The following is a 14,237-nucleotide window of genomic DNA, read 5'->3' as shown; positions in this document are numbered from 1 at the left end:
CGCACCACGTACAAAGCCACCATCAGCATCGCCATGCTCACGAGCGGCCCTTGACACCCCCAGCCCCGCCCTAACTGAACGGCGTTGGGTCTAGAGGCGTGGGCAAGACAACCGGTCAAGACCGGGCAAGGGCGTGGCTCATGGGGCGGTCGGGACCGTCGCCCGGATGCGGCTGCCCTGCCCCGGGCGGCTGTCCACCTTGAGCGTGCCGCCCACCTCCTGGGCCCGCTCCCGCATGGAGAGCAGCCCCAGATGGCCGGGGAAGGAGCCCTGGCAGTCGAAGCCGACGCCGTCGTCGGCGACCGTCAAGGTGATGGTGCCGGGTCCGCTGAGCAGATGGAGCTGGACGTTCCGGGCCCGCGAGTGCTTGGCGACGTTGTGCAGCGACTCCTGCGCGATCCGGAAGAGGGCGTGCTTGGCCTCCGGGGTTGTCTCCGGCTCGGCCCCGAGCTTCGCCTCGGTCGCGATCCCGTACCGGTCCCGGAGCGCCTCGACGTGCTTGGTGAGCGCGGCGACCAGGCCCTCGGTCTCCAGCGACTCGGGCCGCAGCTGGCACAGCAGTGTCCGGGTCTCGGCGATCGCGACGTCCGCGAGCCGCCGTATGTACTCGATCGGCTCGGCGAGCTGGGCGAGCTCGGCCAGCCCCGTCGGCTCGGCGAGATCGCGTTCCAGCAGCTCACGGGCGGTACGGGCGCCGAGCGCGATGCCGTACAGCGCCTGAGAGACCGAGTCGTGCAGCTCGCGGGAGATCCGCCGGCGCTCCTCCTGGACGGCCTTCTCCTGGGTGGCCGCCCGCAGCCGGTCCTGCTCCACCGCGCAGGCGGCATGCCCGGCGATCACTTCGAGGACGGTGACATCGGCCTCGCCGGGGTCACGCCCCGCCGGGAAGTGGCAGCACATCGCGCCGATCGCGGTGGACTCGCGCAGCAGCGGCCAGGCGGCCACCGCGCCCCGCGCCGGGCCGCCGTCGCCCGCGCCCAGGGTGCCGCCCTCATGGATCACGGGCGTGGCCCCGGCGATCGCCTCCAGCGCCGGTTTCCGCGACGGCGGGGTGTGGCCGTGGCCGCCGCCCACCATGCGCAGGACCGCCCCGGGGCCCGGCTCCAGCACATAGACGCTGCAGCCGGCCGCGCCGGTACGGGCCACCGCGCCCGCGGCCAGGGAGTCCAGCGTGTGCCGTACGGAGCCCTGGCCTGCGGCGGCGGCCGCGAGCCGGCGCAGATGCTCCCGGTGCCGGATCCGGGCGACCGCGTGAGCGGCGGGCGACGCGAAGAGGCCGACGGTCGTCACATCGGCGTGGGTGAGCCGGCGCCCGCCGCTGTGGTTCACCACCTCGATCACGCCCACCGGCTGCCCGCGCACCAGCAGCGGCGCGTCCAGCACCGAGGCCAGGGCCGCGTCGTGCGGCTCGCGCCGGTACCGGGGCGGCTTCCGCTCGCCCCCGGACACCGTCGGCCGGCCGGCCCGGATGGCCTGCCGGGCGGGGGCGGAGCCGCCGGGGGTCAGCAGCCCGCGGGGGGCGGCCGTCGGGGCGCCGTCGGCCGCCCGTTCCGTCAGGACGTCGCCCGGCTCCAGCACCATGACCCGCGCCATATCGGCCCCCAGCACCTCGCGCAGCCGGCGGGCGACCAGCCGTAGCGTCGCGTCGGCGGTCTCGCCCGCCAGGATGTGCTCGGTGACCTCGGCGAGCGCCGCGGCGCGCCGCCTCCGTCCGGTCCGGATCCACCGCATACCGATCACGCCGACCACCACTGCTCCCTCGTCGTCTCCAGGGCTTCGGGAGGGGTGAGCTCACCGGCCGGGACCAGGCCCGACTGCACCGCGTACACCGCGGCCTGGGTGCGGCTGTGCACGCCGAGCTTGGTCAGGATGTGGCTCACATACGTCTTCACCGTCTGCTGCCCGATCCGCAGATCGTGGGCGATCTCCTTATTGGCCTTGCCGCGCGCGAGCATCGTCAGGACCTCGGTCTCCCGCTCGGTCAGCTGTTCCGGTCCGCTCGGCTCCCTGACCTGGCCCATCAGCCGGGAGATCGCGGCGGGGGAGACATGGATCTGGCCGGCGGCCGCGGCCTTCACCGCGTTCCTCAGGTCGTCGGCCTCGGCGTTCTTCAGCAGGAAGCCGATGGCTCCCGCCCGGACCGCGCCCATGACCATGGCGTCGTCCAGAGAGCTGGTCAGCGCCACCACCTCGACCTCGGGGAGGTCCTGGCGGATCTCCGCCGTGGCCGACACCCCGTCCATCACGGGCATCAACAGGTCCATCAGGACGACGTCGGGGCACAGCTCCCGGGCCAGCCGGACGGCCTCGCGGCCGTTGGTCGTCTCGCCGACCACCTTGATGTCGTTGTCGAGCCCCAGGATCATGCGCAGGCCCTGCCGGACCACGGCATGGTCGTCTGCGATCAGAACTCGAAGCGCCACTTTGGCTCACCTGCCCAGGAGTCGAGACGGTCGCGATCAGCGGTTCGAACAGGGGAAGGGCCAGCAGGACGAGGGCCCCCGCCACCCACCCGCCCAGCACATCGCTGACCCAGTGGGTGCCCAGATAGAGGGTGGTCAGACCGATGCCGAAGGCCATCGCGCAGGCGATCACGGTGCCCGCCCACCGGCGGAGTCCGGCGAGATAGGCGAGGGTGCCCCAGATGACGACGGCGTTCGCGGTGTGACCGGAGGGGAAGACGTCTCCGCCGTGGAAGAGCTCGGCGGAGCCGAGGGTGTGGGCGTCGTGCGGGCCCAGCCGCCCTGTGGCGATCTTTACGGCGCCGACGCTCCCGTTGAGCAGCAGCAGCGCGACGGCCAGGACGAGCGGCGGGCGCGGGTCCCGGGTCCGCCAGCCGCGCCAGCCGAGCCACGCCAGGGCGGCGACCGCGGTGGGGCCGCGCTGGCCCGCGATGACGAGGACGTCGAGGGGCACGCGGGCCTGCGGCCACTGTTTGTACGGCTTGAGCATGGCCACATGCCAGTCGAGCCGGACGAGGTCCGAGCCGGTGAGGACGGCCACGAGGACCGCCGCGTAACAGGCGGCGGTCGTCAGGAAGACGATCGTGTGTCCGCGGCTGCGCGGGCATCGGATCCGTCCGGGGACTCGCATGGGGAGGAAACCCGGCCCGGTATGCCCGGAATTCCATCCGAAGGGTGACTTTGCCACCCGGTCGGTCCCCCATCCGTCCGGGCCCATACGGCGGAGCGCCCCTGGGCCGAGGCTCCAGGGGGCGCGCGTCCGCGGGGGTCCGTCAGTCCGGTTCCGCGGGCTTGAAGCCGAACTCGGCGGCCTTGGCGACCGCCTCCAGCTGGGAGCGCGCCTCCAGCTTCTCCAGGATCTTGCGCACATGGGTGCGTACGGTGGCGTAGCTGATGCTCAGGTGCTCCGCGACCGCCCGGTTGTCCAGGCCCTGGCTCATCAGGGTGAGGATCTCCTGCTCGCGCGGGGTCAGGCTCTCCAGACGCTCGGTCTGCTGGGCGGACGACCGCGTGCTCTCGCGGTGCCGGGCCAGGACCTCCACCAGGGTGCTGGCCGGGATGAGGGTCTCGCCCTCGGCGGCCGAGTGGATGGCCGCGGCGATCTCGTCGCCGCTCGCCGACTTCAGCAGATAGCCGCAGGCACCCGCCTCCACCGCGGCCAACAGTGCCGAGTCACTGGCGTCGGCGCTGAGGATCACGATGGCGGTGGAGGGATCGTGGGCCCGGATACTGGCCGCCGCGTCCGCCCCGGTGCCGTCGGGCAGCCGGAAGTCGACCAGCGCCACGTCGGGGGCCAGTTCCTTGGCCATGGGCACGGTCTCGGCGACCGAGTCGGCCCAGCCGACGACCGTCAGATCCGAGTACTCGGCCAGCAGGGCCCACAGCCCCTCGGCCACCACCCGGTGGTCCTCGACGATCAGCACCTTGGTCAGATCGGCCGGTGCGGTCACGGCTGTGTGTCCCCTTCAGGGGAGCCGAGGGCGCCGAGGGCCGGGGCCGGGGATTCGCCGAGCGGCACCCAGAACTCCACGGTGGTGCCGGAGCCCGGTGCGCTTTCGATACGGCACCAGCCGCCCGCGATCTGGGCCCGCTCCTGGATCAGGGAGAGCCCGAGATGGCCGGGGCGGGACTCGACCTCCAGGGGGTTGTAGCCCTCGCCGTCGTCGACGATCCGTACGAGACAGCCGTCGTCGAGCCCGAGCAGCTGCACATGGACCGTGTTGGCCCGCGCGTGCTTGCGCACGTTCATCAGGGACTCCTGGGCGGTGCGGTAGATCAGCGCCATGGTCTCGGGCGGGGGCTGGACGGAGAGCCGGTCCTCCAGCCGGTAGGTGAGGCCGGTCTCGGTGCGTATCTGCTCCAGCAGCCCGCGCAGCGCCCCGGCCAGAGAGCCGTGCTCCAGGCTGGACGGCCGCAGGTCGAAGATCAGCTGCCGCAGCCGGCTGAGCGACAGCTTCAGCGTCTCGTCCAGCTTGTCCATCACCCGCTGCTCCTCCGGGTCCCGCAGCCGCCGGCGCAGCTGCTGGAGGCGGAGGCTGGCCGCGGTGATCACCTGGATGGTGTCGTCGTGGATGTCGGCGGCGATCCGGCCGCGCTCGGCCTCCTGGGCGTGGACCAGATGGCTGAGCAGCGCCTGACGGTCGCGGTCGGTGACCTCCAGCAGTTCCAGACTGCGCTCCAGGACGAACTGGGCGCGCTGCACCTCGGTGATGTCCCGGATGGTCAGGACGGTGAGCAGGCCCTCCTCGGTGCGCAGCGGGCTGATGCTGACGTCGGCCGGGAACTGCTTGGCGTCGCTGCGCCGGCCGACCAGCTCCATGCTGTGGCCGACGGGCTCCTCCACGGTGTCGTCCCATTCGCGCAGCGAGATGGTCAGCGGCTGGTCGGGGAGGAGCGCCTCGACGGCCCGGCCGACCAGATGGTCGCGGTCGTAGCCGAAGAGCGCCTCGGTGCGGTTGTTGGCGGCCTGGATCCGACCGGCGGCGTCCACGATCAGCATCGCGTCCGGGGAGGACTCGATGAGCTGCCGGAACCGGCTCTCGGCGGCCCGGAGCTGGCTCAGATCGGAGACGAAGACCACGCACCGGGGCCGCCTGCCCTGCAGATGGCCGCCGCTGAACTGGGCGGGGAACTCGGTGCCGTCCCGGCGGCGGCCGGTCATCGCGGAGGGCGCGGTGAACACCCGGCCGATCAGCTGCTCGGAGGCGGTGCGATAGCGCTCGGGGACCAGATCCCGCAGCCGCTTGTCGCGCAGCTCGGCCGAGCTGTAGCCGAACATATGCCGTACGTGTGCGTTCGCGAACTCGATCCGGCCGCGGGAGCCGACGACCAGGACCCCGCACGGCGCGTGGCCGAGCAGTTCCAGATACGACTCCTCCAGCCGGCTGCCGACCAGGTCCTCGAACCGCCAGGAGGCGCGGTCGGCGCGGCGCAGCGGCTCGGCGCAGTCGGCGAGGAGCTCCGAGGCCATGGAGAACTGATCGCGGGCGGCCCGGGTGATCGCTTCGAGGATCTCCTCGGCGGGGGTGCCCTTGACCAGGTAGCCGGTGGCTCCGACGGCGAGCATGTTCAGCACGGTCTCGCGGTCGCCGTGGGCGGAGAGGGCCACCACACGGGCCCCGGGGACCTGGTCGCGGATGGCCCGGACGCTGCTGGGAGCGTCGCCCTTTGGCATGTGCACATCCATGACGACCACCTGCGGACGGTGCTCGACCGCCGCGCGCACGGCCTGCTCGTGGTCGACGGCCAGACCCACGAGTTCGAGGTCGGGGTGGGAGTCGATGAGGTCGGCGAGTGCTTCCCGGACGGCCGGGTCGTCATCGGCCACCACAACGTCGATCCGGTTGTCGCCCATCGCTACCCACCTCCCTTGAGGACGGCACCCTGCAGCTCGCGGATGCTGAGTTCATCGCGCCGGCAGTGCGCCAGCGACGGCATGACCGCGGCCAGCGGCGCGATCAGTACGTTGTAGTGACTTCCTATGCGGTCGCACACGGCGACGGCTGCCGCGGCGTCCCACACCGCGGCCCAGAAGGCCCAGTCGCGTCTGCGGTGGTTGCGTGCCGCGTCCAGGGCGGCGCGGCGTGCCACCGCGGCGGCGACCAGGATCCGGTACCGCTCCTCGTCGGTCGTGGTGCGGTGGACCTCCGCCCATCCCTCGGCGCGGGTCTGGCTGGAGGTCTGCTTCCACAGATCGGCCACCCGGTCGATTTCCTCGGGAGAGAGGTCCTCGATGTGGGTCAGGAATTGTATGACTCTTCGCGAGTTAGGGCCGAAAATAACACTCATAGGACACTCCAGGACGCATAGTACATCTACGGAACACCTGGCCCGCGGACGAGCCGCCCCGCGGCCGCCGGGCGGCCGCTCCCTGGAACGTGGGCCCGGTCCCCCGCCGCCCCCGACAGGCCGGCCCACGTTCTCGCTCGGGTGTCATATCCGTCCCTAATTCCCTTGGCCACGGCCGGTGGACATATTGATGCTCGCCTTGGCGACGCCGCCGCTCTTCTGGCCGATGAGCTGGAAGGCGACCCCGTTCTCATCCGCCGGCGTGATCTTGTACGAGCCCACGGCCGCCGCCTTGCCCCGGCTGTCCACCTGGAAGGTGCCGATCTTCCGCTGCCCGGTGGAGCCGGATCCGGCGTAGGCGGTCACCGTTTCGCCCGGGGCGAAACCGGCGCAGTAGAAGCTGAGCGTGGTGCCCGCCCTGCCGCCGAAGGCGCTGGGCTCGGCGGACGGGGTGTACGGCAGGACGGTGAAGCCCGAGCGGACCACGGCCCGGCTCTGGTCGCCGATCGCCATCAGCGTCTGCCGGCCCTTGAGGCCGAACGGCACATTGAACGCCACATCGCGGATCTGCCCCATGCCGTTCGCCTGGGCGGTGAAGGCCGGGAGCCCGCCGGTGGAGTTGATGTAGACCAGCACCCGTTCGCCGGGCGCGAACTTATTGGCGGACAGCGTGATCCGCTGGCCTGCCTTGAGCGCGTACGGCTTGGACTTCATCGAGGGGTACATGGCCAGCATCTGGAAGGGCGCGGTGGCCGTGGTCTTGCTGCGCTTGCCCACCAGGACGAGGGTGCTGGAGCCGATCGGCGCCACCCCGACCTTGATGTCCGCGCGGCCGACCCCGCCGCCGCTGTCGGTGTGCAGCGTGGTGACGGGCGTACCGCTGACCCGTCCCCAGAACACATCGATCGCCTCTCCGGGGCGGAAGCCGTGCGCGCTGACCGATACGACGTCGCCCGGCCTGCCGACCATCTTGTTGATCTTCGCGGTGCCGACCGCGCCGCCGGTGACCACCTGGGCCTGGGCGGTCTTGGTGCTGCCGCGCTGCTGGGCGACCAGGGTGGCGGGCCGGTTGCTCGCGGACTCGGGCATGCGGAACCGGGCGTAGATCGAGCCGTAGCGGTCCGACCGGACGCTGCCGATGGCGCGGCCCTTGGTGTCCGACTTCCGGGCCTTCAGCAGGATGTCCACCGTGGCCTTCTTGTCGAAGCCACCGCCCTCGACCGCGGCGCTGCCGCCCGGGGTCACCAGGCCCGGGTTGATCACGATGATCGGGCCGGACGCCTGCGGGACCCGCTGGTTGCCCAGCTTGATGGTCTTGGGCTGCTTGGGCGGCCGCACCTCCTGCTGCTGGGCATGGCCCTTCTTCGGGGCGCCTCCGCCTCCGTTGCCGGTGGTGTTGAGGGCGCCTCCGAATCCGCCGCGCGCGATCACCTGGACGAGCGATCCGACGATCGCGAAGACCACGAGAGCCAGCAGGACCGTCTTCCAGGTGAGCTTCTTCTTCTTGTTCCCGGGGGTGGGGTTCTCCTCGTCCTCGGGAGCATCCCTGTTCTCGGGAACATCCCTGTCCTCCGGAAGATCCCAGTCGTCGTCGTACTCAGGCATGGCCTTCACCTCCTCTTCCCATGGCTACTGCACACGGTAGATTTCCAGCTTGATATTTCCCTGGGTCACCGACCAGACGCGGGTGGAATTCCGAAGCGCCTGCAGAATCCAGTTCTCCCGGCCGTCCGCATTGTTTGACAGGATCGACTTGCGCATCTTGTTCGACATGATGATGTAGTCGACGTTCTGCCATCTTTTTTTGAACAGCTTGTCCCGGAGATCCGGATCGGAGGCCGCGTTCCAGTGGGAATGCGCATACGGATAGAATGGGCGTACATCGTGCAATTCGCCCCATAGGTCGTCGTCCATGATGACTCTCGAGTTGGGCGGGACATGCTTGCGCACCCAGGCGATCTGGGCGTGCTGCATTCCGGTGAGATTCAGCTTGGACTGGTACTGGTCCGCGATCTGCACATGGCCCTCGGTATTGGTGTGCACGAGATATCCGGATGCCGGTGACAGCAGAAGTACGGCGGCCACCAGCGAGGGCAGAGCGACCCTCGTCACGGAATGGGCCCGCCGCATGAACCGGCTGGAGTACGAGGCCTTCAGCATCCGGTCCGCGACCATGCCGATATTGATCGCGAACATCGGGATCAGCGGCGTGACGTAGAAGTCCAGCACCACGCTGCCGCGCAGCAGATAGAAGGCGTATCCGAAGGCGAGTGTCCCGGCGATCAGAAACCCCAGATTGCGCTGCCGGTCCCGCAGCCCCCACCACAGGCTGATCACCATCGCGCCCAGCCCGACGATCAGCAGAAAGCTGTCCCGGACCAGCCAGCTGGTATGCAGCAGCCCGTTGTGGCTGAGCAGCGAGCCCTGGTTGCGGTTGAGCTGCCACCACAGGGTGTAGAGCAGCGAGACGTGGTCCGCGGGCGGATTGTTGAGGTCGAAGTCGAAGCCGCTCGGCAGCAGCTCGTTCTTGAGCAGCGCATAGGTCACATAGCCGCCGATCGGGGCCGCCGCGGCGAACGGCCAGAGCGTACGGGTGAACCGGTGGCTGGGCGATCCCTTGATCCGCCGGTAGAGCAGGTAGAGGAAGCTCGGCACGAAGAAGAGCGCGTTCTCCTTGGTGATCAGGGCGATCCCCAGGGCCAGTCCGCCGCCGAACACCGATCTGATCGTGACCTCCCGGCGGAGCAGCACGAACAGGCTCAGCAGCAGCCAGAACATCATCAGATTGTCCAGCAGGACCTGGCGCTGGAAGTAGACCGCGATCGGCGAGACGTTGAAGAAGAACGCGGCGATGGAAGCGGCCAGCACGCTGCCCGAAAGCCGACGGGTGATCTCGAACAGCAGATAGACGCACGCGACATGCACCAGCAGCATCAGAAACCGGCCGGTGTTGATCGCGTTCCCGAAGGTCTCGAACTGTTTCGGCAGCGGGAAGACCCAGCCGGCCAGCGTGATCCAGCCGACCGGGGCGTGGTCGTAGTCATAGGTGTACGGGGACAGGCGGGTCTCCCGCACCAGCGACCACGCCCGCTGCATATAGATGCCCTCGTCGGTGAGGTAGAGCGGATAGCGGAACAGGTGGTAGCCGTGTGTGAGCAGCCCGGTGAACAAGGCGAAGACCAGGGCGGCCTTCCCCTTGTTCCCGAGCGGAGGGAACCAGCCGCGCTCCAAGGAGAACCGCGGGCGGCGCCGCCGCGCGGGGCGCGCGGAGGCTTCGTCGACCGTGACCGGCCGCGAGGGCCTGGTGTTATCCGACACGCGACTCCGCCTCCTCGGTACGGGCCCGGTGGGCGCCCACGTGCTGTGTCTTCTCCCAGTCGTGGCGGCCGAGCATCTGGCGCCGTATGGCCCGCAGCGCGGCGTAGGCCAGGACCAACTGGAACGGGAACCAGGCGATGGCCATCCGGACGACGGCCCTCGGCGAGGCTTCGAGCCCATGGGCGCCGGTGAACTCGTACAGGCCGACCACCTGGACCAGGAAGTGCGCGGCCAGCAGGAGTACCGGCAGATAGGAGCAGAGCGCGATCAGCACCGGCACCTTGAGGATGAGGATCATGCCCAGCGAGATCGGCAGATACAGGCCGAGCAGCGCCTGTCCGCGAGGGAACGCCAGGACGTAGAAGGCGAGCCAGCGCTGTTTGCGCGTCGGCATCTTCTTCCAGGTGCCCTTCTTCAGGGTCTGCATAAAGCCCTGGCTCCAGCGGGTGCGCTGCCGGATGAAGTGGCCGAGGGTCGGCGGGGTCTCCTCCTTGGTCACATACCGGTCGTCATAGACGACGCGCACCCGCTCGCCCATGGCCGATATCCGCAGGCCCATGTCGGCGTCCTCGGTGAGGTTGCGGTCGTCCCAGCCGCCGAGGCGCAGCAGCAGCTCACGGGCGAAGAAGACGGTGTTGCCGCCGAGCGGTATGGAGCCGTAGTGGGCGTGGTAGTGCAGCCGGCTCTTGAACCAGAAGAAGTACTCCAGGACGTTCAGCGTGGAGTACCAGTTGGACTCGTAGTTCATCAACTGGACGCCGGCCTGCACCACCTTGACCCGCTCCTGCACCATCACGGTGTTGACCAGGCGGAAGATCTTCGGGTGGATGTCGTCCTCCGCGTCGAAGATCGTCACCACCTTGTTGGCGGTGTGCGGGAGGGCGGTGTTGAGCCCGTGCGGCTTGTTGATCGGCTTGTCGTCGAAGACCACGACCCGCACATTGTGCAGCCCTTCCCGCTTCAGCTCGTCGATCTTCTCCTCCGCCTTTTTGATCGTGCCGTCGTCGTCCTGTGAGCAGATCACGAAGACCTCCAGCAATTCGGGCGGATAGTCGGCCCGCACCACTCGCTCGATGGTGTTCTGGATGACGTCCTCCTCATGCCGGGCGGGCAGCAGCACACTGAAGGAGAGGCGCGGCGGCAGGAATTCCTCCGGCGCCCTGGCCTTCCGCTCGGCGTCCGCCCGGTCCCAGGTGTAGAGCATGAGATAGAGGACGTGTGCCGACTGGACGGTGAGCAGGATCGAGACCAGCACCAGCACCAGGTAGATGAACGCGACAATCATCGGCTTCGCCTCCCCCAGACCCAGCCCGTACTGGTGGCGAAGTTGACCGCGAAGGCCGCTCCGATGCCGATCCAATTCGCCAGCAGCAGATGCATTCCGGCGCGGGCCAGCGACCAGGCGATGAGCACATTGACCGCGAGTCCGCCCAGTACGGATACGTTGAACTTGACGAATCGCCGGGCGGACGGGGTACGCACCGCGAAAGTCCACCGCTCGTTCAGCAGATAGTTATGGACCACGGCGAGCTCCACCGCGATCGACGACGCCACCAGCAGCGGGAGTCCGGCCCAGTGATAGAGCGCGAAGAGGGCCACGGTGTTCACCAGCACACCGCCCCCGCCGACCACCGCGAAGCGCAGTGCCAGACCAGGGAGGCCCGCCATCGGGTTCCGCACCGAGAGGGCTCGCGAGAACATTCCGGTCCGCCTCCGGCCGGCGATCTGAGCCTGTTCGTCCGGCTCACCGGTGCGCTCGCTGAACGTTCGGAAACGCTGCATCGCGACTCCCTCGACAGGAGGCTCTTTCGGCCGTTGCGTCCAAGAGTGCGTCACCCGAATTGGAGGTAGTACCCGCGCTCGGGGGAGCGGTGAGTACACCTTCGGCGGACCCCTCTTCTCCCCCGTATCGGGGAGAGCCGGATCCCGGGCGTGCGGGCCGGTCCCCCAAAGAAGGGACCGGCCGCTCCCTCTCTCGCGGGTGTCAGTACCTGCGGGGGATGGCCAAGATGAAAGGGGCCCGACGGCCTTGCATCCCGTGCGAGGAGAGTAGGTGACGTAATGTCAGGTCACGTGATGTCACGCCATCCATTCGCCGGCCGGGCCGGAGCAGTCATCGCGGCGATGACGCTCGCACTGGCCACGCCGGCCGCGGCAAGCGATTCCGATTCCGGTGGGCTGCATGAATCCGAATGGGCGCTGACCGCGCTCAAGGCGGAGCGCGCCTGGATATTCAGCAAGGGTGCCGGAGTGACCGTCGCGGTCATCGGCACCGGGGTCGAGACAACGCATCCGGATCTGCGCGGGCGGATCGTCGCCGGAAAGGATTTCGCGGGCGGCACCGGCGGCGCCGATACCCGCGACGACGTCCGCGCGACCGAGCAGTCCACCCATGCCGCCGGAATCATCGTCGGCACCGGGCGCAATTACCGCGGCGACGGGGTGTTCGGGCTCGCGCCCGAGGCCCGGGTGATGCCGCTCGGCGTCTACCGCGACGGTCGCCCCCTCGCCGACGCCACCGCCAAGGCCATCCGCCACGCGGCGAGCCACGGCGCGCACATCATCGATATGGCCGTCTCCTTCAAGCGGCCCACCCCCGCCCTCAGATCGGCGGTGAAGTACGCCGTCGGCAAGGACGCCGTGGTCGTGGCCGGCGCGGGCGACAACGGCAAGGACGGCAACCGGCCCACCTACCCGGCTTCCCTCCCCGGTGTGGTCGCCGTCGTGGCCACCGACAAGAAGGGCGCCGTGTGGACCTCGTCGCACCACGGCGGGAAGACCATCCTGGCCGCGCCCGGCGTCTCCATCCTCACCACGTCCGGCAACAACACCTACTGGACCGGCGACGGCACCGGCTTCGCCGCGCCCTGGGTCGCGGCCGGAGCCGCGCTGCTGCGCTCGGAGCACCCCCGCTGGAACGCCAACCAGGTCATCCAGAAGCTGATCGACACGGCCGACCGCAAGGGCTCCGCGGGCCATGACCCCCGCTACGGCTATGGGGTCATCGCCCCGGCCAAGGCGCTGGCGGACCGGGCCGCGCCGCCCGCCTCCGCCGAGCCCTCCGCCCCCCGCCGTCATGCGGTCGCCAAGCCGGCCGCCGCCTCGAGGTCCAAGGGGGATGAATCCGCCCTGGTCACGATAGGGGTGGTGGCGGGGGTGCTGGTGGTGCTCGCGGTCCTCGCCGTCGTGCTCATCAGCCGTCGCAGGCCGCCCGGCAACTCCGACAACGGCTGATCCGGGCATCGCGATGATCCTGAGGTTGCGCGACCGCGCCGACCGGGCCCGCCCGGCGGTGCGCCGGCGCACGTCCCCGTGGCTGAGCCGGAGCATCGCCGCCCAGCTGCTGGTCATGGTGCTGGTGGCCGAGGCCGTGATGGCCGTCACCGCGACGCGGTCGCTGTTCCTGACCCCCCGGCCGCCCGCTGCCGTCGGGCCGTCACTCCCCGTGTCCAAGCCGTTCTTCCCCGTGACGACCCGCTTCTACACCGACCCCCACAACCCGGCCGCGCAGTGGGTGCGCGACCATCCGCGCGACCGGCGGGCGGCGGCCATCCGCAAGCACATAGCCGCCCAGCCGCAGGCCGCCTGGCTCACCGAGACCAATGAGTCCCTGGTCGAGGAGCGGATACGCGGCCTGGTCGGCACGGCCGGAGCGCAGCGGCGGTGGCCGGTCCTGGTCGCGTACGCGATCCCCCAGCGCGACTGCGAGCAGCTGAGCTCCGGCGGTATAGGGGACGTGGCCGCGTACCGGCGCTGGATCGACGCCTTCACCCGGGGGATCGGCGGCGCACAGGCCGTGGTGATCCTCGAACCGGACGCGCTCGCGCATATGAGCTGTCTCAAGCGGCGGCAGCGCGCGGAGCGGTTCGCGGCGCTGTCCTACGCGGCCCGGGTGCTGGAGCGGCGGGCCCCGCGGGCCCGGGTCTACTACGACGCCGGAAACTCCGGCTGGCAGCCCGCGCGCACCATGGCCGAGCGGCTGCGGCACGCCGGTATCGACCGCTACGGGGACGGCATCGCGGTCAATGTCTCGAACTTCAACGCCACCGGCGACGAGGTGCGCTACGGCCTGTCCGTCCTGAGGGAGCTGCGCCGCCCCCGGCTGGGGGTCGTGGTCGACACCAGCCGTAACGGCGCCGGTCCGACGCGTAACCATCGCTTCTGCGACCCGCTGGGCCGCAAGCTGGGCAGGCCCCCCACCGCCGCCACCGGCATGCCCGGGGTCGACGCCTTCCTCTGGGTGAAGCAGCCGGGCCAGGCGGACGGCTGCGCGGCGGGTGCGGGCGTCTTCGTCCCCCGCTACGCGTACCGGCTCACCGGCTGAGCGGCGCCGCTCCCATCGGCTCGGCCGCTCCCATCGGCTCGGCCGCTCCCATCGGCTCGGCCGGTCCTGATCGGACCGGCCGAGCCTTCTGCTGTGCCCCTCCCGCACCCGCTTCGGGCCCCTCCGGCGCTGCCGCATGCCCTGATCCGGCCGGCTGAGCCCCCTCCCGTACCCTCTCGGGCCGCTCCCGCGCACCCCCTCAGGGCTCCTCCGGCCCCCCTTTCCGGCCCGTCCGGCGCTGCCGTATGCCCTGATCCGGCCGGCTGAGCCCCCTCCCGTACCCTCTCGGGCCGCTCCCGCGCACCCCCTCAGGGCTCCTCCGGCCCCCCTTTCCGGCCCGTCCG

General features: G+C 70.2%; 11 protein-coding genes and 1 pseudogene. 2 read left to right on the top strand and 10 right to left on the bottom strand.

Annotated features, from left to right (window positions below):
- Positions 1-138: 138 nt before the first annotated feature.
- The 10 genes and pseudogenes from ABZS71_RS25160 to ABZS71_RS25115 all read right to left on the bottom strand — a co-directional run bounded on the left by ABZS71_RS25160 (position 139) and on the right by ABZS71_RS25115 (position 11,351).
- Positions 139-1,749 carry a GAF domain-containing protein gene (locus ABZS71_RS25160; protein WP_356213763.1) on the bottom strand — a complete coding sequence of 537 codons (1,611 nt, stop codon included), beginning with the start codon at positions 1,747-1,749 and terminating at the stop codon, positions 139-141.
- The gene (locus ABZS71_RS25155) at positions 1,737-2,423 is read right to left on the bottom strand and encodes a response regulator transcription factor (RefSeq protein ID WP_355841692.1); all 687 of its coding nucleotides are present in this window, start codon (positions 2,421-2,423) and stop codon (positions 1,737-1,739) included. The genes ABZS71_RS25160 and ABZS71_RS25155 overlap by 13 nt, the downstream gene beginning before the upstream one ends.
- A 31-nt stretch (positions 2,424-2,454) precedes the next feature.
- Positions 2,455-3,093 (bottom strand): annotated as a pseudogene (locus tag ABZS71_RS25150) (phosphatase PAP2 family protein); the annotation flags it as partial.
- 142 nt (positions 3,094-3,235) lie between these two features.
- Positions 3,236-3,913, bottom strand: coding sequence for a response regulator transcription factor (locus ABZS71_RS25145; RefSeq protein WP_355841695.1), 678 nt, complete (start codon positions 3,911-3,913; stop codon positions 3,236-3,238).
- A complete protein-coding gene (locus tag ABZS71_RS25140; RefSeq protein WP_355841698.1) occupies positions 3,910-5,817 on the bottom strand; it encodes a PAS domain S-box protein in 1,908 nt (635 codons plus the stop codon). Before ABZS71_RS25140 ends, ABZS71_RS25145 begins: the two co-directional genes overlap by 4 nt.
- 2 nt (positions 5,818-5,819) lie before the next feature.
- Complete coding sequence (locus tag ABZS71_RS25135) at positions 5,820-6,251, bottom strand: hypothetical protein (RefSeq protein ID WP_355841701.1); 432 nt, start codon at positions 6,249-6,251, stop codon at positions 5,820-5,822.
- 156 nt (positions 6,252-6,407) lie between these two features.
- Positions 6,408-7,856, bottom strand: coding sequence for a hypothetical protein (locus ABZS71_RS25130; RefSeq protein WP_356213761.1), 1,449 nt, complete (start codon positions 7,854-7,856; stop codon positions 6,408-6,410).
- 24 nt (positions 7,857-7,880) lie between these two features.
- Positions 7,881-9,569, bottom strand: a complete 1,689-nt coding sequence (locus ABZS71_RS25125) for a glycosyltransferase family 39 protein (protein ID WP_356213759.1) — start codon at positions 9,567-9,569, stop codon at positions 7,881-7,883.
- The gene (locus tag ABZS71_RS25120; protein ID WP_356213757.1) at positions 9,559-10,854 is read right to left on the bottom strand and encodes a glycosyltransferase; all 1,296 of its coding nucleotides are present in this window, start codon (positions 10,852-10,854) and stop codon (positions 9,559-9,561) included. The genes ABZS71_RS25125 and ABZS71_RS25120 overlap by 11 nt, the downstream gene beginning before the upstream one ends.
- Entirely contained in the window at positions 10,851-11,351 is a 501-nt protein-coding gene (locus tag ABZS71_RS25115; RefSeq protein WP_355841713.1) for a GtrA family protein, read from the bottom strand. The genes ABZS71_RS25120 and ABZS71_RS25115 overlap by 4 nt, the downstream gene beginning before the upstream one ends.
- A gap of 294 nt (positions 11,352-11,645) precedes the next feature.
- Here ABZS71_RS25115 and ABZS71_RS25110 point away from each other — a divergent pair, with 294 nt between their 5' ends.
- Together ABZS71_RS25110 and ABZS71_RS25105 are read left to right on the top strand one after the other, a co-directional pair.
- Complete coding sequence (locus tag ABZS71_RS25110; protein ID WP_356213755.1) at positions 11,646-12,803, top strand: S8 family serine peptidase; 1,158 nt, start codon at positions 11,646-11,648, stop codon at positions 12,801-12,803.
- Positions 12,804-12,828: 25 nt separating this feature from the next.
- Entirely contained in the window at positions 12,829-13,893 is a 1,065-nt protein-coding gene (locus ABZS71_RS25105) for a glycoside hydrolase family 6 protein (RefSeq protein ID WP_356213753.1), read from the top strand.
- The last annotated feature ends 344 nt before the right edge of the window (positions 13,894-14,237 follow it).

The organism is Streptomyces sp. NPDC005393 (assembly GCF_040606675.1).
GTDB lineage: Bacteria > Actinomycetota > Actinomycetes > Streptomycetales > Streptomycetaceae > Streptomyces.
Note: the sequence above shows the minus strand (reverse complement) of the source record. Positions and strands in the feature narration are given on the sequence as shown.

What these genes read in the sequence shown, in the direction of transcription:
- ABZS71_RS25140 (WP_355841698.1), bottom strand. Translation starts at nt 5,817, where the DNA reads ATGGGCGACAACCGGATCGACGTTGTGGTGGCCGATGACGACCCGGCC.
- ABZS71_RS25135 (WP_355841701.1), bottom strand. Translation starts at nt 6,251, where the DNA reads ATGAGTGTTATTTTCGGCCCTAACTCGCGAAGAGTCATACAATTCCTG.
- ABZS71_RS25130 (WP_356213761.1), bottom strand. Translation starts at nt 7,856, where the DNA reads ATGCCTGAGTACGACGACGACTGGGATCTTCCGGAGGACAGGGATGTT.
- ABZS71_RS25120 (WP_356213757.1), bottom strand. Translation starts at nt 10,854, where the DNA reads ATGATTGTCGCGTTCATCTACCTGGTGCTGGTGCTGGTCTCGATCCTG.
- ABZS71_RS25115 (WP_355841713.1), bottom strand. Translation starts at nt 11,351, where the DNA reads ATGCAGCGTTTCCGAACGTTCAGCGAGCGCACCGGTGAGCCGGACGAA.
- ABZS71_RS25110 (WP_356213755.1), top strand. Translation starts at nt 11,646, where the DNA reads ATGTCACGCCATCCATTCGCCGGCCGGGCCGGAGCAGTCATCGCGGCG.